This is a genomic window from Kordiimonas sp. SCSIO 12603 (assembly GCF_024398035.1).
GTDB lineage: Bacteria > Pseudomonadota > Alphaproteobacteria > Sphingomonadales > Kordiimonadaceae > Kordiimonas.
The window spans coordinates 3,408,790-3,433,605 of record NZ_CP073748.1; the positions used below are offsets into that span (position 1 = coordinate 3,408,790).

General features: G+C 46.7%; 21 protein-coding genes. 4 read left to right on the forward strand and 17 right to left on the reverse strand.

The features are described 5' to 3' along the window. The first annotated feature begins 18 nt into the window (after positions 1-18). The 4 genes from KFE96_RS15940 (at position 19) to KFE96_RS15955 (ending at position 6,308) form a co-directional block, all read left to right on the forward strand. On the forward strand, positions 19-1,104 hold the full coding sequence (locus tag KFE96_RS15940) for an efflux RND transporter periplasmic adaptor subunit (protein ID WP_255833532.1): 1,086 nt from the start codon (positions 19-21) through the stop codon (positions 1,102-1,104). A gap of 11 nt (positions 1,105-1,115) precedes the next feature. Next, positions 1,116-4,202 carry an efflux RND transporter permease subunit gene (locus KFE96_RS15945; protein ID WP_255833533.1) on the forward strand — a complete coding sequence of 1,029 codons (3,087 nt, stop codon included), beginning with the start codon at positions 1,116-1,118 and terminating at the stop codon, positions 4,200-4,202. A gap of 251 nt (positions 4,203-4,453) precedes the next feature. Next, a complete protein-coding gene (locus tag KFE96_RS15950; protein ID WP_255833534.1) occupies positions 4,454-5,263 on the forward strand; it encodes a ferredoxin--NADP reductase in 810 nt (269 codons plus the stop codon). Positions 5,264-5,474: 211 nt separating this feature from the next. Beyond that, positions 5,475-6,308 carry a thioredoxin family protein gene (locus KFE96_RS15955; protein WP_255833535.1) on the forward strand — a complete coding sequence of 278 codons (834 nt, stop codon included), beginning with the start codon at positions 5,475-5,477 and terminating at the stop codon, positions 6,306-6,308. 4 nt (positions 6,309-6,312) lie between these two features. On the opposite strand, the gene KFE96_RS15960 is transcribed toward KFE96_RS15955, so the two are convergent. The 17 genes from KFE96_RS15960 to KFE96_RS16040 all read right to left on the reverse strand — a co-directional run bounded on the left by KFE96_RS15960 (position 6,313) and on the right by KFE96_RS16040 (position 24,546). Then, positions 6,313-6,816 carry a hypothetical protein gene (locus KFE96_RS15960; RefSeq protein ID WP_255833536.1) on the reverse strand — a complete coding sequence of 168 codons (504 nt, stop codon included), beginning with the start codon at positions 6,814-6,816 and terminating at the stop codon, positions 6,313-6,315. Between the two features lie 16 nt (positions 6,817-6,832). Further along, on the reverse strand, positions 6,833-7,570 hold the full coding sequence (gspN, locus tag KFE96_RS15965; protein ID WP_255833537.1) for a type II secretion system protein N: 738 nt from the start codon (positions 7,568-7,570) through the stop codon (positions 6,833-6,835). Then, positions 7,567-8,052 carry a type II secretion system protein GspM gene (gene gspM, locus KFE96_RS15970; RefSeq protein ID WP_255833538.1) on the reverse strand — a complete coding sequence of 162 codons (486 nt, stop codon included), beginning with the start codon at positions 8,050-8,052 and terminating at the stop codon, positions 7,567-7,569. Before gspM ends, gspN begins: the two co-directional genes overlap by 4 nt. Continuing rightward, entirely contained in the window at positions 8,049-9,152 is a 1,104-nt protein-coding gene (gspL, locus tag KFE96_RS15975) for a type II secretion system protein GspL (RefSeq protein WP_255833539.1), read from the reverse strand. The genes gspM and gspL overlap by 4 nt, the downstream gene beginning before the upstream one ends. Next, positions 9,149-10,141 carry a type II secretion system minor pseudopilin GspK gene (gene gspK / locus KFE96_RS15980; RefSeq protein WP_255835609.1) on the reverse strand — a complete coding sequence of 331 codons (993 nt, stop codon included), beginning with the start codon at positions 10,139-10,141 and terminating at the stop codon, positions 9,149-9,151. Before gspK ends, gspL begins: the two co-directional genes overlap by 4 nt. After that, positions 10,141-10,761: a type II secretion system minor pseudopilin GspJ gene (gene gspJ / locus KFE96_RS15985; protein ID WP_255833540.1), complete on the reverse strand. Its 621-nt coding sequence runs from the start codon at positions 10,759-10,761 to the stop codon at positions 10,141-10,143. Before gspJ ends, gspK begins: the two co-directional genes overlap by 1 nt. Continuing rightward, positions 10,758-11,135, reverse strand: a complete 378-nt coding sequence (gene gspI / locus KFE96_RS15990) for a type II secretion system minor pseudopilin GspI (protein ID WP_255833541.1) — start codon at positions 11,133-11,135, stop codon at positions 10,758-10,760. The genes gspJ and gspI overlap by 4 nt, the downstream gene beginning before the upstream one ends. Further along, positions 11,125-11,613, reverse strand: coding sequence for a prepilin-type N-terminal cleavage/methylation domain-containing protein (locus tag KFE96_RS15995; protein ID WP_255833542.1), 489 nt, complete (start codon positions 11,611-11,613; stop codon positions 11,125-11,127). Before KFE96_RS15995 ends, gspI begins: the two co-directional genes overlap by 11 nt. A 9-nt stretch (positions 11,614-11,622) precedes the next feature. Continuing rightward, a complete protein-coding gene (gene gspG / locus KFE96_RS16000) occupies positions 11,623-12,084 on the reverse strand; it encodes a type II secretion system major pseudopilin GspG (protein WP_247016923.1) in 462 nt (153 codons plus the stop codon). Positions 12,085-12,096: 12 nt separating this feature from the next. After that, entirely contained in the window at positions 12,097-13,314 is a 1,218-nt protein-coding gene (gene gspF / locus KFE96_RS16005) for a type II secretion system inner membrane protein GspF (RefSeq protein ID WP_255833543.1), read from the reverse strand. Further along, a complete protein-coding gene (gene gspE, locus KFE96_RS16010; RefSeq protein ID WP_255833544.1) occupies positions 13,314-14,798 on the reverse strand; it encodes a type II secretion system ATPase GspE in 1,485 nt (494 codons plus the stop codon). Before gspE ends, gspF begins: the two co-directional genes overlap by 1 nt. Positions 14,799-14,805: 7 nt before the next feature. Continuing rightward, on the reverse strand, positions 14,806-16,752 hold the full coding sequence (gene gspD / locus KFE96_RS16015; RefSeq protein ID WP_255833545.1) for a type II secretion system secretin GspD: 1,947 nt from the start codon (positions 16,750-16,752) through the stop codon (positions 14,806-14,808). Positions 16,753-16,801: 49 nt separating this feature from the next. Continuing rightward, the gene (locus KFE96_RS16020) at positions 16,802-17,659 is read right to left on the reverse strand and encodes a type II secretion system protein N (RefSeq protein WP_255833546.1); all 858 of its coding nucleotides are present in this window, start codon (positions 17,657-17,659) and stop codon (positions 16,802-16,804) included. A 62-nt stretch (positions 17,660-17,721) separates the two neighbouring features. Then, the gene (locus KFE96_RS16025; protein ID WP_255835610.1) at positions 17,722-20,337 is read right to left on the reverse strand and encodes a TonB-dependent receptor domain-containing protein; all 2,616 of its coding nucleotides are present in this window, start codon (positions 20,335-20,337) and stop codon (positions 17,722-17,724) included. 78 nt (positions 20,338-20,415) lie between these two features. After that, positions 20,416-23,325: a hypothetical protein gene (locus tag KFE96_RS16030; protein WP_255833547.1), complete on the reverse strand. Its 2,910-nt coding sequence runs from the start codon at positions 23,323-23,325 to the stop codon at positions 20,416-20,418. A gap of 220 nt (positions 23,326-23,545) precedes the next feature. Further along, a complete protein-coding gene (locus KFE96_RS16035; RefSeq protein ID WP_255833548.1) occupies positions 23,546-24,064 on the reverse strand; it encodes an A24 family peptidase in 519 nt (172 codons plus the stop codon). A 104-nt stretch (positions 24,065-24,168) separates the two neighbouring features. Beyond that, complete coding sequence (locus KFE96_RS16040) at positions 24,169-24,546, reverse strand: hypothetical protein (RefSeq protein WP_255833549.1); 378 nt, start codon at positions 24,544-24,546, stop codon at positions 24,169-24,171. Positions 24,547-24,816 lie beyond the last annotated feature (270 nt).

Consider the following 24,816-nt stretch of genomic DNA (forward strand, 5'->3'; position numbering starts at 1 on the left):
ACGGCAGCGGGGTCTGTAATGAAAAAAATAGCAAAAAATATCGTATTAACTGCTTTGGTTGGTTCGTCAATCATAGCACTATCAACTGTCAGTTTCGGTCAGGATGATGAAGGTGGCTTTCAACTGCCGCCTATGCCTGTAGCTACCACAGAGGTGGCACCACAAGCTCTTCCGCAATACCTTTCAGGCATTGGGCGTCTTGAAGCTGTGAACCAAGTGAATCTGGCTTCGGAAACAACGGGCCGGATCTCAGGGCTTCATTTTGTCTCTGGTCAAACTGTGGAAGCCGGTCAAGTTATCCTGCAGATTGATGACACCGTAGATAGAGCCCAACTCTCACAACTGAACGCAAGAAAAACACTGGCAGAAAAGCAGCTTGAACGTGCGAAAGACCTTAAAGGCTTAGCTTCTTCTGAAGCACGGGTTGATGAGGCCCAAGCTACACTTGATGAAGTTAAAGGCCGCATTGCTGAAGTACAGGCTGAAATTCGCAAGAAGCGCGTTGTTGCACCCTTCTCCGGCATTCTTGGTATTCGTCAAGTAAATCTGGGCCAATACCTTGATCCAGGTACAGTGCTTGTAACGCTAACCGATACATCAAAATTTACGGCTATCATTCAACTACCAGAACAAGCCCTTGGTAATATCACGACCGGCCAGGATGCTGATATCAAAATAGCGGCTTTCCCTAATGAGGTTTTCAAGGGTAAATTGATCGCTATTGAACCGCAAGTGGACCGAAACAACCACACCATCAGTGTTCAAGCTTATATCCCTGAGGACAGTGGAAAGCTTCGTTCAGGCCTTTTTGCTGAAGCACGCGTTACCCTACCAAGCGCCGAACAGGTTCTAATGGTACCAGAAACAGCTGTTGAGCGTTCTACATACGGGGATACTCTTTTTATAGTTGATACAGCGAACGGCACAGCTCAGCGCCGCTCAGTGAAATTAGGCCAGCGCCGTGACGGTTATGTGGTGATCAAGGAAGGCCTGAAGGAAGGTGATACCGTTATCGTATCAGGTACCAACCGCGTGTTTGAAGGCTCCCCTGTAACGATTAAAGCAGCAAGTGCTTCCACTTCTGTTGTGCCAAGCGCGAACTAGAGGAGCACATCATGCCCTTTACTGATTTATTCATAAAAAAGCCTGCGCTCGCCATTGTCGTAAACATCATGATTTTGATGGCAGGCATCATCGCAGTGATGAAGCTTCCTATCAGGCAGTATCCTGAAATTGAAGCAGCCACTATTTCTGTAACAACAGCGTACCCGGGTGCAACGCCAGAGCTGATGCAAGGGTTTGTGACAACACCTATCGCGCAGTCTATCGCTACCGCAACTGGCGTTGAGTACCTAAGCAGTGAAACAGTTCAAGGCATGAGCACTATTAGCGCTCGCTTGAAGCTAAATGCTGATAGTAATCAAGCCATGACCGAGATCATGGCCAAGATTAATGAGGTGCGTTTCCGTATCCCGTCTGAGGCAACAGACCCTGTTATCCGCAAAACTGCTGGTCAAGGCACCGCGATTATGTATGTGGGCTTCTCGTCTGAAACGCTCACAATCCCGCAAGTTACAGATTATCTGAACCGAGCTATTCTGCCACGTCTCGCTTCAATTGAAGGTGTGGGCAGTACTGAGCTTATCGGTGCGCAGGAGCTATCCATCCGCCTGTGGCTTGATCCGCGCAAGATGGCAGCACTTGATCTTACAGCAAGCGATGTATCAAGCGCCTTACGCGAAAACAACGTACAAGCGGCACCAGGTAACATCGAAGGCAGCTATATCACTACCAACCTGAAAGCAGACACAGATATTGTCAGCATTTCAGATTTTGAAAATATGGTGCTGCGGAACGATGGTAACAACCTCATCCGCGTGCGCGATGTAGCAACCGTTGAATTCGGTGCAAAATCTGATGACCAAACAGGTTATGAAAACGGTGTACCGGTTGTATTTGTTGGCGTGAACGCATCGCCGACGGGCAACCCGCTTACTATCGTGGAAGATACCAAAGCCCTGTTCGAAGACATGAAGCAAGATTTCCCTCCGGGGCTTACTTCAAACGTAAGCTACGATGTAACCCGCTTTATCAATGCTTCCATTGATCAGGTGACATCTACTCTTATAGAAGCTGTGGGTATCGTAATCATTGTCATGTATTTGTTCCTTGGTTCCTTCAGAACCATTCTGGTGCCAATTGTTACCATCCCGCTATCGCTTGTTGGTGCTGCTGCGATCATGACCATGTTTGGGTTCAGTATTAACCTACTGACCCTGCTGGCGATGGTACTAGCCATTGGTCTCGTGGTGGATGATGCCATCGTGGTGGTGGAAAATGTATTCCGCCATATGGAAAAAGGCGAAAGCCCTCTTCAAGCATCCCTTAAGGGAGCACGAGAGATTGTACGCCCCGTTATCGCCATGACAGCTACACTGGCCATCGTATATGCCCCAATCGGCTTTGTGGGTGGGCTTACAGGCAGCTTATTCCGTGAGTTCGCCTTTGCACTTGCCGCGGCGGTTGTTATCTCTGGCGTAGTGGCGTTAACACTGTCCCCGATGATGGCGGCCTATACAATTGACGCCAAAACTACTGAAGGCAAATTCACCAAAGCGATTGAGCGTTTCTTTGGCAAGCTTACAAACCTTTACCAAGGCTTACTTAGCTGGACATTGAAGTTCCGCTATTTCACTGTGCTTTTCGCCCTCGTTGTAATGAGCGGCACGGCATATATGTATATGTCATCCGCACAAGAACTAGCACCTGAAGAAGATCAAGGTAACGTCTTCCTCTTTATGCGCGGCCCTCAGAATGCAAACATTGATTATACAAACAAGTTTGCACTCAAGCTTGAGGAAATCCTGCGTTCAACACCAGAATATGATCAAACCTTTATCGTAAACGGTCCAACAACCAACGAAGGCTTCGGTGGTGTGGTTCTAAAGCGCTGGGAAAACCGCGACCGGAGCCAACAGGAAGTACAGCAGGAAGTACAAGGCCGCGTGATGGACGTAGAAGGTCTTGCTGTCTTTGCCTTCCCAGAGCCAGCGTTACCGGGTTCCACCGGCGGTATGCCGGTGCAGATGATCATCAGTTCATCTAAATCACCAAAAGATGTGTTTGATACGGTTGAAAACCTGAAAATGGCCGCCAACCAAAGTGGGCTGTTTATGGTGACAGATAGTAACCTCAATCTGAACACACCTGTTACCCGTGTGAAGATTGATAGAAACCGCGCCAACGCGCTCGGTATTCGCATGGCAGATATCAGTGATACACTGGCGATCTTTGTGAACGAGAACTACGTAAACCGCATTAATGTTGATGGCCGGGCTTATGAAGTGATCCCACAGGTTTCCCCGGAATTCCGCTTAACACCTGACACTATTAATCAATATTACGTACGCACAGGTTCGGGCACACAGGTTCCACTTTCTTCAGTAATCACACTTGAAGAAGATGTTGAACCGAACAAGCTATTCCAGTTCAATCAGCTTAACTCAGCTACATTCCAAGGCATTCCGGCCCCGGGTGTAACGATGGATGCTGTTGTTGAATTTCTTGAAAATTATGCCGCAACAAGCTTCCCATCCGGCTTCAGTTACGACTGGCAGGGTGATGTGCGCCAGTTTGTTTATGAAGGTAATCAGCTAGCCACTGCCTTTGCACTTGCAATGCTGGTAATTTATCTGGCGCTTGTTGCCCAGTTCAACAGCTTCCGTGACCCGTTCATCATTCTGGTAAGCGTACCACTTAGCCTGTTTGGTGCTTTGCTACCGATATATCTCGGTTACACCACAATCAATATCTACACCCAAATCGGGCTTGTAACGTTGATTGGCCTTATCAGTAAACACGGCATCTTGATGGTAGAATTTGCCAACCAACTGCAGCAGTCAGACGGTCTGAACCGCAGACAAGCGATCTTGAAAGCCTCTGCAATTCGTTTGCGACCTATTTTGATGACGACCGCAGCCATGGTTGTTGGCCTTATCCCGCTGGCGACCTCTACCGGCGCTGGCGCTGCCAGCCGCTTTGCTCTCGGCATTGTGATTGTGGTGGGCATGCTGGTTGGAACCTTTTTCACCTTATTCATCCTTCCTGCGGTCTATTCACTGCTGGCCGCACACCACAACAAGCAGGAAAAACATGAGGATAGAGAGATACCTGAACCTAAGCTCACAGTAGCGGCAGAATGAAACCCCTATGACATTCAGCCGCAGGTTTAGGCTAAAGGCGGCAGAAAACCTCGCTCTGCTGCCTTTTTTAATGTGTTCGCCAAGCAAAACTCTCTTGAAATTTTTCAGATTCTCACTTACATAGCCAACAAGTAGAGTCGCCCCTGATAATAATTCTCAATAACCTTGAGTTTTCGGCGAATAGGATTTTTTTTCATATATCGGCTTTTAATAGAAAAATTTGCCGATTTATAGGTACGGAGTGATCTCCAATGAATTTGAATTTCGACCCTAAAGCTAAAAAAGCTTCTGCGACTGGTCCAACGTCAGAAAAAGTACTTTCTGTTCATCACTGGACAGACCGTCTTTTCTCTTTCCGTATTACGCGCCCATCAGGCTTCCGTTTCCGCTCTGGTGAATTTGTAATGATCGGTCTTCAGGGCGAAAAAAAGCCGCTTATGCGCGCTTATTCAATTGCGAGCCCTAACTGGGATGAAGAGCTAGAATTCTTCTCAATTAAGGTTCCTGATGGCCCACTAACAAGCCGCCTGCAGAAAATTCAGCCTGGCGATGAAGTTATGTTGAACCGCAAATCAGTTGGTACCCTGGTTCATGATGCCTTAACACCTGGCCGTAACCTATACCTATTCTCAACAGGTACTGGCTTCGCGCCGTTCGCAAGCATCATCCGTGATCCTGAAACATACGAAAAGTTCGAACGCGTTGTTGTAACGCACACATGCCGCGACGTTGCTGAGCTTGGTTACAGCAAGCAAATTGTAGACGAAACATTGAACCATGAGTTCCTTGGTGAGCTGGTTGAAGGTAAACTGTTTTACTATGACAGCGTAACCCGTGAAGATTATCACCGTACCGGCCGCATCACGACGCTGATTGAAAATGGTGACTTGGCTGAATTCATTGGCGACAAAACCTTTGATCCAGAAGTTGACCGCGGCATGATCTGTGGTTCCACTGAAATGATCAACGATACAAAAGAGATTCTGGAAAAAGCAGGCCTTACCGAAGGTTCAAATGCTAAACCAGCTGAGTTTGTGATCGAAAAAGCTTTTGTTGGTTAACAAACCAACACATTTTAATACTGAAAAAGCCGTGCATGCTGCGCGGCTTTTTTATTGTTTAAACAATTATCCCTCGAAGACAGACGGTGCATAGTATAAAAAACCAACAAAATTCGCCGTATATAGAGTGGGATAACTTTTAACGCTAGACTCCTTATCGTTTCCCCCTAAAATCATTTTTAATTTTACGACTGTTTTGAGGGGATCTGTCGTGGCTTTTAATATTATTAAATCAGGCGCTATTGCAGCCGCTCTTTTCAGTTTCACAGCAACACACAATGTATATGCTACTGTGGATAGCGGTGAAGAACACGCCTCCAAGCTTTCCTATAAACCATCCCAAAACGCGATGGCTGATGTGGAAGCGACACTTGCGAAGGCCAAAGCAAACGGCAAACTGGCGATGGTGATTATGGGTGCCAACTGGTGCCACGATAGCATGGCTTTTCTTCGCAGGCTTGAAAGCCCTGAAATGCAGGAGCTTGTTGCCAATCGGTATGAATACGCCATTGTTGATGTGGGATATCTCGAAAACGGCAGTGAAATCATTCAGCGCTTTGGCAAACCCGTTATTTACGGCACACCTACTGTTCTCATCATCAATCCAGAGAATAATAAGCTTCTGAATAACCAAAACACACACCGTTGGCGTGATGCAGACAGCATCAGTGTATCAGACACAGTAAGTTATTTTGCTAAACTACCAGTAACAGGCGAAGCGGCCGAAGTATCAAATCCTAAACTGAAAGCACTTTTGGCTGAAATTAATACTTTTGAAAAAGAACAGTCCCTGCGTGTTTACAGGGGCTTCAATCTTATTGGCCCAATGATGGAACTCGGCAAATCAGAACGCCCGAAAGGCTTTTATAATTACTGGGGTCAACTACGTGATTTTCGCTATCAGATCACCAAAGATCTCGATGCTCTGAAAACAGAAGCGGCAGAACGCGTTGCTGCTGGTGAAGAAAATATAACTCTTTCCTATCCAACCTATGAACCGTTTGACTGGGAAAAAGAAGGCTTTTCTATCTCTGCTTCAGAATAACATGTTATTGGCAGGCAATCGCGCCTGCCACAGGCAGCACAGCTGACCAACCCTTTGAATCCTTCAAAGAAATAGTCGCAGCTGGGATTTTCATTCCCTGCCTCAAGCTCTGGCTTCTGTCCGCTTTCATTTTTAGCTCTAGAGTAACATCGCCGACAGTGAACTGTTGCTGTTCATAATAGGACAGCGCAATCAGATTGCTGCGTGAGGTACGAGTAAGCTGCTTAGGCATACCGTCAATCACCATTTCAGCATGCGCATCAAGATCAGATCTGCTTGCTCGCTGGAAATATACAAGAGGTGTATCTGAACGCTTCAACCATAAAAACAACCCACACTCCTGCGGGTTAAGCTTTTTAGGTGCCAGCTCATAGATGCGAGAAAGAATTTCATCTGAACCAAGTGCTCTGCCGGACACCTGAGCTTGCGGCGCTTCTGATGTGGAAGTTTGCCCGCTACAAGCACCTAAGGCTATCGTCATAGAGATAATAGAAACCAACTTCTTCACACGTATTCCCCGTTCTTCAGAACTGCATCGTAAGCTGTTTTTGCCACGCATTTCCGCGTTTCACAAGCCCCGCAAGTTGCATCATAGCCTCAAGTTGTGCTTCAGCACCTAACGTCGGTACAACCTGCATGGTGGCATTCACCAAAGGTCCACCGCGCCAGAAAACATCGACACTAATTTGTGCCACTTCATTTTCACCAACAAGGTTAGCTTTCAACACACCAGCATCACAAACCGCTGTTCCTTTGAGAAGAGGTGTATTCCAAGGAGTATTTTCAAAAACCGGGTTGAGCATATTACTTCGAAGATAAAGCTCTCCGCCCACGCAACCACTGCTTAAATCATAAGAAAAATCAGAAGCCTGAGCGCTCAAAATACCAGTAATAGGAAGAGGAACATCTACCACCTTAATAGGAACCCCAATAGACGCGTTCCTTAGATGGATAACCTTATTCTGCTCAAGTTCAAAATCGAATGTCGCGGTACGGCCTGCACCTTGATAGGAAACGGCTCCAGCAAGCTCACCGGAAGCAACACTGAAGCTTGGTTTATAATCAATATCACCGAGATAAAACCCGCGCACGGAAGCGCCTGTGATTTGCATATGCCACAGGTTCCCTTCTGCCACACGGTACTTGAAAATATTACCAACACCGGCCCAAGAAAGCACCACCGATGCTGGCAAGCAAAGAAAGAAAAAACTTATGAAAGCTACCGTAAAAACCGCTGTTAGTTTTTTCCAGGAAAGCATCATCGAGAAGGCCCTTCAAACTGAACCTGAACACGCACACTGCCTGTATTTCCTGTTTTTTGCATCGAAACCTTTATCGGACTAATGTCGTGATCATTACCCAGTTGTGCCGTCCAGGCATAAAAATGCTGTGGGCTAACACTATCAATCCACAATGTCACCGATCCGCTTTCTGCAGGTTGGATACGGGTAATATTCACACCGTTTGCGCGAGCTGTAACCGCCACAATCACGCGTACCGGGCGATCGTCTTTTTCCCTATTCTGCCCTTGAGCACTACTTCCTACAGCTTTCGCTAGCTGGGCTGCTTTCTGTACAGTTTCAAATACACGCTCTGCCGCTGCAATAGAACGTTCAGCAGAAGCGTTCCCCGCCTGAAGCGGTCGGTAGAGCGCGAAATAAAGAAGAAACAGCACGATGACAGCGGCCATCAACACCAACGAGTTCCGCTCGCGATCGGTCAGGTTATTTAGATATTCCCTCACTGGCCGCTCCTTAAGGTGATGTCCGTATAAATACGGTTATTTTCCTGCCTGCTGCTGCCTTCATTCAAACGTATATTTTCCTGTGTAAGAGCAGTTTTCAGTTTCTCTCCTTCCGCAAACGAAGGAAATGATAGCGTCGCAACTAATTCACCACGATCTGCATCAAATCGAATAGCTTCCAGGAGAGTAGTTTCAGATTGTTCTACCGCCTTAAACAACGCACTGGAAAGCTGAAGAAACTCCGAAGCCGAGCCCGTTTGCAAACGGTTAATCTGCTGCCTTGCCTGCACTTCTACGTTCACAACACGGCGTACCTCAGGAAATGCCTGACTGAATAAATTCTCAGCTTCTGCATACAGCTGATCAGCCGTTGCTTCCTTATTGGAGATTTCACTATAGAGCGTACCTCCCCAAACGGCACACATCGCAATGAACAAAAACATTGCTCGCTTGAACAACAAAAACATTGCTGAAAAGCCTGCACTAGCAGCATATGAGCCTTGAAACAGATTTTCCTGAGAATGAACGACGGATGCATACATTGCCTGTTCTTCCTCAATGGAAAGCTCACGCGCCTTCAGGTCGCCAAGCATGGTTGGAGCAATACCAGCCTCCACGGTAAACCCTGTACCGTCGAGCATTTTGACGCGGCAATAACCATCGCTACAAAACACTGCTTGCGTATTTTCATCTGCTTTTAAAAGGCAGTAATCGGGAACAAGGGCGGTAAGGGTAACTCCAACACCGGCCAGTGTTGTTTGCACGGTGCGCATATATTCATCAGAAGCAACAGCAACAAGCTTTTCGGTCTCAGCACCACCCCAGAATGCAAAATGCTGTTCACTTGCTCCTTGACCTAACTGGTCCGCCATTACGCTAGGAATAATTTTGCGAATTTTTCCTTCTGGCAGCGCGGGCAATTCCTGTCTAAACAGCGATACGTCTACGCCATTTGCAACAGCCCATACACCTGCATAACTACTGCTATCCAATGATTTAATATCAGCTGATCGGAGCCACTTACCATCCGCAGAAGCTATAAAGGCAGCTTCAACATCTGTGCCTCTCGAGGCTAATTTTATGACTAAATGCTCAATCAAAATAATGCTCCATAACGGCGGCTGATAATTTTACTGGAGCCATCGTTTTCCATTTGCATAAGCGATGTGAGTTTTACATCTGCATCTATATATTTCACCGAAATTTCAGCAAAAAACAACCGTGGCCACACGTCTGCCTTTGATCTGACAGTTTGAGGAATAGTTATGCCTTCAAATGCGGTTTCCGCCCAGAAACTGCCAATATCACTGTATCCGCGCCCCGGGCGTTCAGCAATTAACCGGGCAGCATCGTTCACGGCAAGACCTTCACCAACGAGTGCCGCAAGAATAGGTGCCTGATCCACAGTAAGTGTATTCACATTCAAACGGTTTTCGGCAGCTTCTGGCACAGCACAAACATATGGTTCTAAGACACTAAGCACTTCTGGCGTAAACCCTTGTACAAGGCGCAGCTCGGTAATATCTGCCATCAAGCTGTTTGCTGCGCGGTAAGGTATCTTCAGTCCGCTATAATCATAATCTTCCGCACCACCGCGCGATGGGCGGCTATCACTATCTAGCCAATCAACCAACGCACTTGAAAGCGATGCTCCTTGCCCAGCAGACATGCCAAGGTTCACAAGCAACCGCTGAAAATAAAGAATATTCTCTTCATTACTAATATACAAACCTCGTTCCGGCGCTGTAACAAGGCTATTTATATTGAAGCAGTTACTGGCATCGCGGAGGTACCCTTTGATATACCCCCCTTGATCAAGTGGGAAGGATACAGCGGCTTCATCACCAGTACCAAGTACGGCTTTGATAGCCTGATCGGTATTATAAAGTTGTTCAGCTGCTTCCTGCGCCATTTGCTCACCACCCCGAGCGTATAGCTTGGCTTGGCTGTATACCTGAACTGCAACGGACCGCCTGATGGTATAAGTAAGTGTATCAAGGGTAAGCATTACCCCTGCACTCATCACCATAATGATCAACAGCACTGTAACCAGCGCGGCGCCTCGGTCATCTTTAAACCACGCACCCATCACACACCACCTCCAACGGAGAAGATATTTTTCATGGTGCCGCGCCCTCGCAGTTCGATACTTAATTCAACAAGGTAAGGGAACCGTGCGGCACCACCCGCAAGTGTACCCCAATCTTCCACCCAGCGATCTCCAGCATGGAAACGAGCTGTAAAAGCCTCTACATCATCAAATAATATTTGCTCAGAAACCGGCGTTTCCTCTGTCGCATCAGGCAATCGGTAACTTTTCCGGATCAACTTTCCATCACCGAACACATAATCAATGCGTTGGATGGCGGGTTGCTCATCGGAAAGAAATGCTCCCATGTGGCCGCCACGTACAAACGTGAAAACCACTCCAGGGCGACTTGGCGGGTATCCCTGAAACACTGCAGTTGAATTGGAGCCAAATAAATCACGTACCGGGCGTTTTACCGCGCTCTCTAGATCTGCCTGCATAAGCGCTCTGGCTTGCTGTACATTTGATAGAAACTTTTCAGACTGATCGAGCTGGGTTTGGGATGCTGAATAGCTGGTAAGCAGCGTAACTCCCATTACGCCCACAAGGGCAAAAAGGCTCACCGCAATCAGTGTTTCAAGAAGTGTGAAACCCGCTTCATTTCTTAGGGACTGCATCATTCAGCCCTCCGGAAACCAACAAGTTCCGCAAGCTTTACACCGTCTTCACGGAATACACTAACTTCCATAGCCAGCAGTTTACCGCCCGGTGCCAGCCGTACATTTTCTTGCCATTGAAACTTCACACCAAGCTGATCTTCTTCACCTGATCGGTTACCTATATTGGGAATAAGAGCACCACCAGTTAACCTCGCGATCTGGTTCTCGGCCACCATCAAAGCCAATGCTTTTTCCTGCAAAATGGCGGTATTTTTAGTTGCCCCAGATTGGCTTTGCAGCAAGGTAACAGCAACAAGCGATAAGAGCGCAACAGCGACAAGAAGCTCAATCAGGGAAAAACCATCTTCTGCCATTATAAGGTGCTTAGCTTTCATGCTGCACCTCAATCCCATATGGGTTGGTTACGATAGATGCCTGTGTTCCGTCAAAATTAAAGCGGATTTGAAAGTCCGCACGCTCACCGGTTGGTAAAAACCAAATATGGGGCCTCAGCACTTCACCAGTATCCGACGTTAAATCGATATCTGCGCCTTCAACAGACACAGCTATCAGCTCACCGGAACGCCAACTACCTAAACGCTGATCAACAACCTGCTCCCATTTTCCCTCACGTACAGTGAGCACACTATACCCACGAGGATTAAACCGAATACCACGAACCTGCCCGCTGATTACGCTATCTCTGGAAACCGCCGTTAACGCGTTCCGTAATTCAGTAAGTCGTGCAACTTTCTCATTTGAAGCAGAAGGCAATACAAGAACGACAACGCTCGTCATCAAACCAATGATCACAAGCACCACCATCATTTCCACTAGGGAAAAGCCGCTGTCATTCTTGCCAAACCGTTTCATGTCTGGAGCTTATTCCGGCTGTGCCCGGTTACTGATATCAGCATTTAAGCCTTCACCACCAGGGCGACCATCTGCCCCATAAGACATGATATCAAACGCGCCATTTTCGCCTGGGATCAGATAAACATAATCGTTACCCCATGGGTCTTTTTTCAGGTTCTTGATAAAGGGCTCCTGACGAAGAGAATTCCCCCCCGGTGCCTTTGTAAGTGCTTCAAGTCCGTCCTCAAGGCTTGGGTATCTAAGTGTTTCAAGCCGGTACATTTCCAATGCTTTTTCAAGCTCTGTAATATCAACCTGTGCCTTGGTAACCAAACCACGGTCTTGTGCTGGCAACACATTCACAACAATAACTGTTGTAAGTAGCCCGATGATCACAATCACCACCATTAGTTCGATGAGAGAAAAGCCATCGTCCTTATGGCTGTTTTTCTTCAACGCTTTCAGCATCGTCATCATTTTGTTTTTCATCACTCTTCTCCGCTATGCCAATACAAGGCTGTTGAGCCTCAAGATCGGCAGCATGATGGACAGAACAATTGAACCCACAATTCCGCCCATAAAAATAACAATCATTGGCTCCAGCAACCCCAGAGCCGTTTTGGTGAAACCATCAAATTCCCGTTCCAGATAACTGGCCACGCTTGTAAGCATTTCCGGCAGGTTTCCGCTCTTCTCACCTGCGGCCACCATATAAGCAAGCATCGCAGGAAAAGCGCCACACTGCCGCAGTGCTGAAGACGTTGCTGTTCCTTCTTTAACCTGTGAAACAGCTGCTTCCACCGCTTTTTTCATCGTTGCATTCTGGATTGTTTCCTTGGCAGCAATAAGCCCTTCAAGTACCGGGCTGCCGCCATCAATTAGTGTACCCAGAGAACGCGCGAAACGTGCGGCATTTACGGTGCGCACCAATCTTCCAATGAGCGGCAATTTCAGTATCATACCGTGTACTGCAAACCGAAAAGCATCACGGCGCATCATGAACATAAAAGCCCCAATAGCAGCTACAATAACAAGAGCAAACACAAGCCCATAATTCACAAGGAAATTGGAAGTGCCTACTACCACCTGTGTAAGAGCCGGCAAATCAGCACCAAAGCTTTCAAACTGCTTCACCACCTTTGGCACAACAAACACCATCAAGGCCGTAATTACACCAATTGCCACCACCAGAAGAACAATAGGATAAATAAGAGCAGACTGGATTTTCTGCTGTGTCTCAAGCGCCTTTTCTCTGTGATCTGCAATATTGGAAAGTACTCGCGCCAAATCACCTGATGCCTCGCCAGCTGCCACCATCGCGATATAGAGCGCATCAAAGCTTGTTCGTTCCTGTTCCATTGCTTGGCTGAGACGTTTACCTTCCATCACATTACTGCGGAGACGGGTCATCACACGGCGGATATTATCTTTTTCAGATTGCGATGCGATCGCCCCTAACGCTTCTTCTACATTCGTTGCCGCCATCAGCATAGTTGCTAACTGCCGGGTAATCTGAGCCAGGTCTTTAGGTGCAATAGCATCTGATTTAGAAAACCATTTCCGTTCTGTTCGCTTCTTTTCTGAAGCAAGCGTGATAGATGTGGCAAAAAGCGAACTGGCTTGTAAGCGTTTGCGGGCGTCGCGCTCACTTTCAGCAGAAATAATACCGCTCTTTGCCTTTCCTGCTGCATCAAACGCATCATATTCATAGGCTTGCATCAGCCATTATCCCGCAACTTGGAAACCCGCATAATTTCTTCAATGGTTGTTTCACCGTTTGCCACCAAGCGTGCACCGCTTGATGCCAGTGTATCACCATACTGGAAAGCATGCGCTTCCATTTCCTGCTCTGACGCACCTTCCTGTATCATCCGACGAAGTGTTTCATCCACTTTCACCAGTTCATAGATACCAATACGGCCCATGTATCCTGTGTTACTACAGGCAGCACATGATCCCGGCTTATAGAAGCTCGCATCATGATTATGCTCAAGCTGCAGCTGTTCACGGATAGAATTGTCATCCTCCACTTCAATCTTACATGCTCCACAAAGCCTGCGCACAAGACGCTGCGCAAGAATTGCTTTAACGGTTGATGAAAGAAGGAATGCTTCAACCCCCATATCCCGAAGGCGGGTAACAGCAGCAATCGCGCTATTTGTATGTACGGTAGAAAGCACAAGGTGGCCAGTTAAGCTTGCCTGAATTGCCATTTCTGCGGTTTCAGTATCACGGATTTCACCAACCATAACCACATCAGGATCTTGCCTCAGGATAGCACGAAGACCGTTAGCGAATGTCATCCCGACCTTCGAGTTCACCTGTGTCTGACTAATACCCTCAAGTGCATATTCCACAGGATCTTCCACGGTCATAATATTCCGGGATTGATCATTAAGAAGTGACAGTCCCGCATATAGTGTTGTGGTTTTACCAGAACCTGTTGGCCCCGTTACCAGGATAATACCATTCGGTTCTTCAAGAGCTGATAGAATACCCCCATGCACACTTGCCTGCATACCTAGATCTTCCAAGCTCAACTGCGCCTGACTGGTATCAAGAAGCCTAAGCACCACGCGCTCACCATGGCGCGATGGTAGAGTAGAAACCCGCACATCAAACACTCTGTCTCCGAGTGTGAGCGATAAACGCCCATCCTGCGGGATACGTTTTTCAGCAATATCAAGGCGGGACATCACCTTAATGCGCGACACAATATAAGGCGCCATACGAGCCGATAGGCTAGCTATTTCAGTAAGTACACCATCTACACGAAGACGAACCGAAAGTGCATTTTCAAAGGGTTCAAGATGCACATCTGAAGCTTTAGCTTTCACCGCTTCAGCCATAAGGCTATTGATCAACCGGATCACTGGCGCATCATCATCATTCGCCAACAAATCGGCGGCTTTTGGCATGCCCTCAAGCACACTATCAAGACTATCGTCTGGCAGCTCTTCTTCAACGGATTCAGCCAATCCACTCGATGCATAGAGATTTGAAAGCAGCGCATCAAAATCCTTCGCAGATCTCTCCTCTACCGCAATCGGCATACCAAAACTACGCCGTACCTCACGGAGCATTAAGGCATCACTGCCTTCTCTCATTGCTATAACAGCCTGCGCATCATCTTGTTCGATCAACGCGAAGCCATATTCGCGGGCAAAGCCATACTTGAGTACAGGGTCTAATCTCTCAGCCATGGACAGATCACTCCTGCCCTGAGGTATCGGAAGCCCCTGAAGGTGACGTGCCCAGCACTTCTTTCACCAATTGGTCTAGCGGTGTTTGCGATTCAATCGCTGCCTGCTTACCTTTAATGTAATTGAACTTCTGATCCGTTACGGCTCGAGCATCTTCAGCACTGCGCATAATCGTAGGACGCAGGAAGATCATTAAATTTGTTTTCTGAACACTTTTACTATCAGAACGGAAAGCACGGCCCAAAAGCGGGATATCACCAAGAAGCGGAACTTTATCAACGCGGGTTGTTTCATTCTGCTGGATAAGCCCACCAAGCACGACAATTTCTCCATCACTCACCCGCACTGTAGTGGTGATTTCACGGAGGTTAGTGATAAGCTCTGTTGAACCAGTCGCAATAGGGCCAGCCACAGATGAAATTTCCTGACGGATGGCAAGACGGATGTCTTCACCCTCATTAATTTGCGGCGTTACTTCAAGAATGATACCTACATTTTTCCGCTCAACTGTACGGAATGGATTTACGTTGGCACTACCGAGCGCTTCACCAGTCGTAATCGGGATTTCCTGTCCGCTCTGGAACTTTGCAGGCTCGTTATCAAGCGTTACAATCGAAGGTGTAGAAAGGATATTACTGCCTGTGTCCTGTGCTAGTGCGTTAAGAATAACACCAAATACAGTACCGCCGCTTGTTCTACCCGCTGCGCCTACAGAAAAACCGTTTAAGCCAACAAGGGAATTCACAGCTGTTTCCTGAAGCGTGTTGGAAACATCTTCGCTCAGATCATCATTATCAAGAAGCAGTGCACCTGTAGCCGCCAAAACATTTGGTGCAGTTTGGGCATAGTTGGTCATGGTGAAAGGAATACCACTTCCTTCACTGCCTGAAAGAATATACTGAAGTCCAAGCTCTTTCGCCGCCCCCTCTGAAACCTCAACAACAATTGCTTCCACAAGTACCTGTGGGCGCGGCACATCAAGGCTTCGGATCAAACTAACAATTCGCTGCTGCATTTCAGGCGTTGCGTTAATTACAAGCGCATTTGCTCCCGCATAAACAGAAAGTGCAACATTACTATCCGGGTTAACAACTTTACCGCTGGAATCCTTTTGCGTTACAGATTTCACAACGCTTTCCAACATCGGCAGCATAGCTTCTGCATTTGCATGCTTAAGGTTTACAACCAGCAAATCACCGCGTGAGGCATTGTTTTTATCCAGTTCAAGCAGCACTGGCTCAAACGTGGAAACTACCTTTTCAGGCCCTTTAAGAATAAGTGTATTACTGCTCTCAAGCGGGATAACAGAGATAGTCGAATTACTCTCATCACCAGCCTGACGTGAAGCTAATCTCAAGGCAACATCCGCCATTTCAAAAGCTGATGTATTTTGCAGGGCGATGGTTTTGATAACCGACGTATCAACATCCATACTTTCAACAAGCTGGGTAATACGCTTCAGGTTTTCAGCATAATCTGTGACAATTACATATGGCGAACCACGGCGGGCAAAAGCGCGGCCATTCTTGTGAATAAACGGTTTCGCAGCAGCCTGTACGGACAAACTATCTACATAGGAAAGTGTGTAAACACGGGTTACCAGCTGATCACCCGCCAGATCGCCAGATACAGGAACACTATCCTGCACTGCCACTTCATCAGGTACAATTTTGTAGGCACCACTTGCTGTCGGTACAATTGTAAAACCGTTCACGCGCAATGCAGAAAGGAAGGTCTGGAAAGCGCCTTCTTCAGAAACTGGCTTGCTGGAAACCACATTCACGCGGCCGTTCACACGAGGATCAACAATGAAAGTGTGCCCAGTAATACCGGCAATATCGTTAATAAACTCGCGGATATCTGCATCGCGGTAATTTAGCACCTGATCTTGCGCAAACAGCGGCAGAGTTAGCGCCGAAGCTCCCAACAAAGTGGCAAGAGCTAATTTTTTCAAAGTTCCCTGAAGCATAATCTTTGCATTCTTCCCCAAAGGCTATCCCACTTTAGCCTATTGTTTCCGTGCGGCGCTCACCACGCCTTAACAACTCTATCGTAAATTTCGATGCACCAGAAAGTTCATCTGGTAGTTCCTTCAAGTTCTCAAAGGAATTAAGCTTAAATCCGTTAACGGATTGTATTATGTCACCCTTTTCAAGCCCAACATAAAGCCCGCTTACATCAGACGTTAACCTGAAACCAATGATGCGGTTATTTTCACGCACCGGCTCCCACTTCATAGCGGTGAGGGTTGTGATAATAGGAGAATTTGAAGAAGCAGTGTTTGGTTCGGCAACCTGCTTTCGCGGAGCAGGAGTTCCGGAACGCGTTTTATTGGTTTTAAACATATAAACCGCTTCTCTAGCACCTCGGCGTGCGATTTCGATACGGTCCGAGTAAACACCAACTAATTGGATGCCATTTGAAATGCTCTCGCCAGTACGTACCAGTTTTTGCTGGGCCCCTTCCATCTGCACGATAGCATTACCTTCACCTTCGCCCTCGGCACGGAGGCCATAAAGTTTGATTTTCAAACTACTTTCACGAACAGCGATAGCTTGCGCTGTCGGCGCTGACGCCAACTGTCGAAAGAAAGGATCAAATCTCGTAAGGGCACTATAATCTGTCGCCCGATTGGCTGGCTGAGTAATCACCGGCGGCAAAGCCGATCCAACATTCGTGTTCGTATCAGAAAGCAATTTTGTAAAAAGCTGTGAAGCAAAATACCCAAGGAAGATAACCAACAAAATTTCAACAAAAGTAGCCGTGACACGCAGCCACTTGGGAGCAGCTGCAGAAAGTGCCGCTATGTTAGTTTCTTCTGCCATACCAGAAGATGATACGTTTTCAATAATCTTAGGCATTCGGTACTTAATCTAAATTCAAAGGGCCTGCCGCCAAAGCAGCAGGCCGAAACTTTTGCACATTAGAACTTGTATTTAAAGCCCAGAGAAACTGAACGTCCAAGATCATATGCCTCTGTAATACGGCGATCATCACCAAGAGATTGAGAGAATTGGATACCATCATCAAGAAGGTTCGAAGCCTCAAAGCTGAATTCAAGAATGTTAGAACCCAGTTCAAACTCACGGCTGTAGACAAAATCAAGAGTTACAGGTGGCTGTTCAAATTCATCCGGAGCACCGAATGTACCAACAAGGCTAAGACGCTCACTTGTATAGTTGAATACAAGTGCGAGAGATTCGCCCTTATCGTGATTGTTCCAACCAACCTGCACGTTCGCAAGCCAGTTTGAAAGCCCCTGGAACGGACGTACCAAGTTTGTCACATTACCTTGGTTCGCAGCTGCTGTTGTCGTTTCACCATCAACATAAGAAGCGTTAGCTTTAAGGAAAAATTCCTTATTGAGGCCGAGCCAATCCCAACCAAACCACTCTTGAAGGAATAAGAACTTTTCAAGTTCAACCTCAATACCCGCGTTATCAGCGCTTTCACCATTGATGTAAGTGTAAGTAACACTTTCACCTGTAAGGAATACCGAAACCTCAATCGGGTTCGTGAAGTCTTTATAGAAAGCACCGATTGTCAGGCTGTCACCGGCACCAAAATACCACTCGAAACGTGCATCATAGTTTTTGATCTCGGTCGTAGAAAGGTTTGGATTACCAACAACAAGAATGCCGCGGTTATCATCAAGGAAAGGTGCGCTTGAAAGTTCACGCAAATCCGGACGAGTGATTGTTTCACTATAACCAAGACGAAGCTGCATGTTATCCACAAACTCATATGTGATGGTTGCAGAAGGAAGCAGACGCTCAAGGTCCTGATTAACATTCACAGGTGATAGAAGTACCCGGTCAACTGTATTCACTGTTTGCAGGCTATCTTCGTAGCGTGCACCAAGTGCGACACGAACACGGTCGGTTACCTGCGCATCAAAACCAAGATAACCCTGATAGTTCTTAAGAGATGCTGTGTATGCATCAGATGCATCAAACTGCTCAACAAGCCTTACACCACCTGGGCGAATGTTTGCTGGACCGAAGATAATCTCTGGCACAAGGAAACGAAGATCAGAACCTGCTGATGACGGGATCTGGAAGTTATAGCGCACAAGACCGAAACTTCTGTCTTTTTCCAGATACGTAAAGCCTGCCTTCACATCAACGGCAACATTACCAATATTCATTGGCTGAACGAGATCAAAACCAAATTCCTTAGTTTCCTCATCAAGCGCGTTATATTCAGTTGTGTTACCTGTTGTATTCGCTACAAGCTGGAAACGATCACTATCGTCTTCAAAGCGGTAAATCGTACTACGACGAAGTGGTACATCACGGTCCGAACGTGAATAGTTTACACGCCATGTTAGCTGCGTATCCAGGAATACATCACTATCATCAAAAAGGATAAAGTTGTGGTCACCGGTAATCTGGTTCGTCCAAACCTGACTTTCGATCCAGTCGATTGTTGAAGATGTACGAAGCTCATCAGGCTCAGCAGTAAACTGACCAGTTTCGATAAGTGAGCGCTTGCGAGACTGGCGAAGTACCGTACCTGTGTAGTTCAGTGAGTGGTTCGCGTTGATTTCATATCCAAGCGATAGAATACCATTCAAGCTAACATTGATATTTGTCTGACGAAGGCCACACTCTGTATCAGCATCCTGAAACTCTGTCTGATCACAAACCTCAGAGCCATAGCTGAAACGAGTTTCAAGCCCCTGGTTGTTGACTGTGAAGTTACGGCGAACACCTTCACGGTGCACTGTTTCCACATCATAGTTCACCGCAGTGAAGAAACCGAATGCACTTTCAGAACCAACTTCATAGCGGTTACCAAGCGCAAAGTTCAGCCCTGCACCAGGGAGGCCATTTTCACTATCAATCGACCAGATGTTTGGAATAGCACGACCAGCAGCCGCTAGCTCTTCTTCTGACAGGCTTGCAAGAGTGATGTCCTGAAGAAGTTCATCTGGAATATTGCGCTGAGAACCACCAAAGCCGAGAATTTCAATACCCGGACCATCGTAGCTAAGCACATCTTTACCAGTAGATTCTGAGTTATACTTACCTGAAATACCAACTTCGAGGATGAACTCATCCGGAATTGTTTTCGTACGGATATCAACCACACCGCCTGCGAATTCCAGTGGGTATTCAGGAGAGTATGTTTTTTGGACCAGAACAGATTCCACAATACTTGTTGGGAAAATATCCAGCGGCACAACTTTTCTAAGTGGTTCAAGGCTTGGAATAGATGAACCATTCAAAAGCGACGCCGAGTAGCGATCACCAAGGCCACGAACATATACATATTTACCGCCAACCAGCGAAAGACCTGGCAAACGCTGCAAAGCAATAGCAATATCGCCATCACCTGCTTGCGAAAAAGCCTCCGCATCAAGCACATTAGCGATTTCAGAAGTCGCGCGCTTTTCATCAGGTACATACTGCCCCAGAACTGTAATTTCCTCTACATCCTGAGCAAGATCAATTTCCTGAGCGAAAGCCTCGGCAGGTACAAGAAGTACTGTCGAGGCGAGTAGAGCGCTTTTTAATTTAGAGTGGGTGAAATTCATTTTAGCCACCGTCAGGTTTCCATTATGTGCGCAAAACCGCAGCAAGGGAGCTCCTTGCTGCGGTTATTGTCTAAAGGCTTATTCGTTGATCCAAACTGTCCAACCAGCGGCCCAGTTATTTGCAGCATTCTGTACAGCACCGATATGGCTTACTGCATCGAAGAAGTTGTTAACTGTCGCAACATTTGTTGCAGTTGCACCGTTCTCTGTTGCGCCGTTGATGTATGTTTTGAAAGCATCACCACCAGCCGCGATTACGAGAGTATCTGCAGCAACAATGTTGTTTGACTGGTTAATATACCAAGCTTCAAGATCGAACGCGTTGTCGCTATCCGTGTTGAATACTTCCGAACAGGTCGTGCTTAGCAGAGAAGAAACCATAGTCAGGTTACCAGTCAGATTAGTTGCACTTGAACCAGCATTTGTGAATGTTGCAGCATCATCGATATCAAGACATGCATCACCAAAATCAGCCACTACAGTGTTGTAAAGGTTTGCACCTGTACCTTCGCGGAGAAGGATACCGATATCACTTTCACCACCAGCTTCACCAGCACCGATAATTGTTGAGTTAGCAATCATTGGCTGTGCACGTGGTAGGAAGTCGTTGTTGTTACCAAGGTTATCAGCTTCGAAACCTTGATCAGTAGCAGCCTGGTTAGGGTTCTGAATGATCACAACATGCTGAACCTTACCGCGCCAGCCCTGTGTCCAATCAAGACTATCATCGTCTGAACCAGTGATTACAAGGTGTTTTGCGTTCACTGTACCGCCGAAGAATTCGATACCGTCATCCGCACCATTGTGTGTTTGAACATAATCAACAGTTGTTCCTGAACCTACGCCCTGGAATGCGATGCTGTTGAACTCATCATCACCTGTGATTGGGTTACCTGCGTAAACTACACGTGTGTAGAACATCTGACCTGAGCTATCGTTATCATCTGTACCACCGTACAAACCACTATCACCCTCGCCTTCAGCCTCACAAGGAAGACCAACACCGTTACATGTGTTGATTGTCGCACGGCCGTTAATCACGATGCCGCTCCATAGAGACGTATCAGTATCAAGGTTACGTGTATCAGGGTCTAGCGCTGTAAATGTAACAGGCGCATCAACTGTACCGTTTGAATTTAGCTGTGAACCGCGGGAGATAATCAATACTGAAGTCAGGTTCTGACCCATGATTGTTACACCAGGCTCAATTGTCAGTGTCGCAGCGTCACCGTCAGCGGCAGGGCTTGCTGGATCTGGGCCCATATCAACACCAAACTGTACACGACCGCCAAGAATGTAATCCAGACCAGATACAAGGCGCATATCTTCTGTGTATGTGCCTTCTGGAATTGTACAGGTATTATCACCGTTATCTGTCGTGCCAGTAGGACACTCAGGAGCTGGGTTCAAACCGTAAGTCCAGTTCAATGTCCAGTTATCAGCAGCATCTGTTGAACGAACTGCGCCAGCGAAGTTTGCTGTATCAAAGAATGCATCTGTTGCCGCAACATTTGTCGCTGTTACAGCATTTTCAGCAGAACCATTCACAAACAAGTTGGAAAGTGTTGTTGCACCAACTTCGTTGTTTGATTGATTTGTAAAGTAAGCTTCAAGATCAAATGCGTTATCACTATCAGTATTGAACACTTCATTACAGTTTGTGCTTAGAAGCGTTGACTGAATTGTAAGCGTGCCGGTCAGGTTAGTCGCGCTTGAACCAGCAGCTGCAAATGTTGCTGAATCGTCAATATCCATACAAGCGTCGCCAAAATCGGAAACAACAGTGTTAAAGATATTCGCACCAGTACCTTCACGAAGAAGCATACCGATATCGCTTTCACCACCGCGGCTAGCTGAACCAACAATTGTCATGTTGGAAAGCTGTGGCTGCGCACGTGGTGTGAAATCATTGTTGTTACCAAGGTTATCAGCTTCAATACCTTGGTCAGAAGCTGCCTGAGCTGGATTCTGAATGATAACAACGTGCTGTGCTTTACCACGCCAGCCTTGTGTCCAGTCAAGGCTATCATCATCAGAGCCAGTTAGAACAAGATATTTAACCTGCGCTGTACCACCGAAGAACTCGATACCATCATCCGCACCGTTATGAATGTGGATAAATTCTAGCTCTGTACCGGAACCAACACCCTGAAGTGCCAAGCTGTTAAGCTCGTCATCACCAGTGATTGGGTTACCTGCATATTTAATCTGTGCATAGCGAATTCTACCGCTGCTGTCTGTATCGTCTGAACCACCGTAAAGACCACTATCGCCTTCGCCTTCAGCTTCACAAGGAAGACCAACACCATTACATGTGTTGATTGTTGCCTGGCCATTCAGGATCAAGCCACCCCACTCTGAAGTGAATGGCTCATCAAGCAGTGCGCCGCTGAAAGCTGCAGGAGCATTCAAACCAAGCTCAGAAGCCAAACCGAGATCAAGGCCAGATGTGAAAACAATTGGGCTATTCGCTGTACCGTTCGCCTGAATTTCGGAACCGCGAGAAATGATCAGCACATCCGTGTTCGTCGGACCATATAGTGTTGTACCAGCTTCAATCGTTAGCGTTGCTGGATCACCAGCTGCTGCAGAACCATCTGCGCCAACATCAACACCGATCGCTACTCGTCCAGAAATCTGATAGATGTTGTCTGAAGACAGAGTTACGTCCTGTGTAATTGTACCTGAAAGACGACAATGTGTTGCATCACCAACCGAAACAGATTCTGTACCAGTAGGACAGTTACCTGCTGATGAAACCTCACGGCCAGCACGATCAGTCACAGAACTACCTGTGTTACCGCCGCCGTTGCCACCATTACCGCCGTCGCCGCCATTTCCACCGTTACCGCCGTTACCGCCAGTACCTGGATTTGGTGCAACCGTGCCCGGAGACTGAAGCTCCGTGCTATCGTCGCCACATGCAACAAGAGCTACTGATGCAACAGCTGCCAGCAGCGTATTCCTAATGATCTTATGGTTCTTCATCGTTTTCCCCGTACGAAGCTCATCGGCTCGGTATTTTTAAAGAAACAAGCGAAATTACCGACACAACACGTACCGGTTCCCGAGGAAGGACCTAGATTAGAAATGTTTCAGTTTGGTTTCAGTGAATTTTCTATAGTGTTACAATCTGTAACAATTATTTAAGTAATTGATTTATATGTATATTTTATCAAGGTTTATATCAAGGAATGCAATTTCTAAATTAAAATATCAACCACACGATCCAGATTCCCCCACAGATGAAGGGGCCAAATGGTATTCGACTCTGTAATGTTACATCCGCCTTAAGCATAATTTGAGTACCGGCATAGAAAAGCGCAACCACGGATGCAATCAGCAGAACAAATGGAAGATTATACCAGCCCAGCCACATGCCTGCGGCAGCCAATAGCTTTGCATCCCCCATACCGATACCGCTCTTTCCTCTTATCGCTTCGTAGGCAACATTAAGAAGCACGGGAAACATTAAACCGACCAACGCTCCAATTAAGCGGGGCTCGATCAACCACGGCTCAAGAAACCAGGTAAACAACAAGCCTGACAGAAAAAGCGTACCATTCAACAAATTCGGCAACCGCATTGTATGTAGATCAAATATTGTCAGCACATAAAGATGCAAGAACAGTGCAAGCCCGACAAGGGGTGGTTTTGCTACAAATAAGAGTGCCAATCCGGGCAGCAGCAATAAATAGCTAGAGATATATTTATAAGGAAATGTCACGCCAGCCCCATTCGCTCTCATGTCAGCACGCAATAAAAAAGGCGCGCAACCAATGCGCACCTTCTTTAGCAAACTTCCTTGAAATGAGGAAACTGGTTTTAATACTAGCCTTGCTCACCTAGACGACGAAGTGCTCTTTTTGCAATTGTTTTCACACGGTTTGTTTTACCGCTACGAAGAAGCGCATAAGGATTTTCCTTTCCGTTAAGGATTTCCTTGTACATTGCTACTGCTTCCGTCTGACGGCCTGTTGTGCTGTATACGAAAGCCAGGTTAAGTTTTGCGAAGACATCGTCTTCTTTAGCAAAACTTTTACCAAGAAGAGCTGTTTCAGCGCTAGACCAGTCCTGCGCTTTCAGTTCTTTGGCGGCATAATCATTTGTGTCTGCTTTATTATCTTGTACGAATCCTGCGTCAGAAGCCATTGCAGTAGCTGACAGAATTGTAACACTTAGGATGGTACCGATCGTTTTCATTTTCATTATATTCCCTTTCGGCAATCTTACTATTATCAACACTTTTGTTACAGTTATATGTAACAGAAAAGATTTATATGTACCATGCAATATTTAAGGGATTGAAAGGAAAGGATAAATTTTTTTTCAGTTTTTGTTACAAATCGAAGCTAGTGAAATCAATAACTTAATCAAAATTGAACTGATTCGGATATTCCCATGTGAATTTTTTATGACAGTAGCAAAAAAAAGCTGAAATGCATAATTTTTCGGTCTAGCTAGTGCTCAGAGCATTAA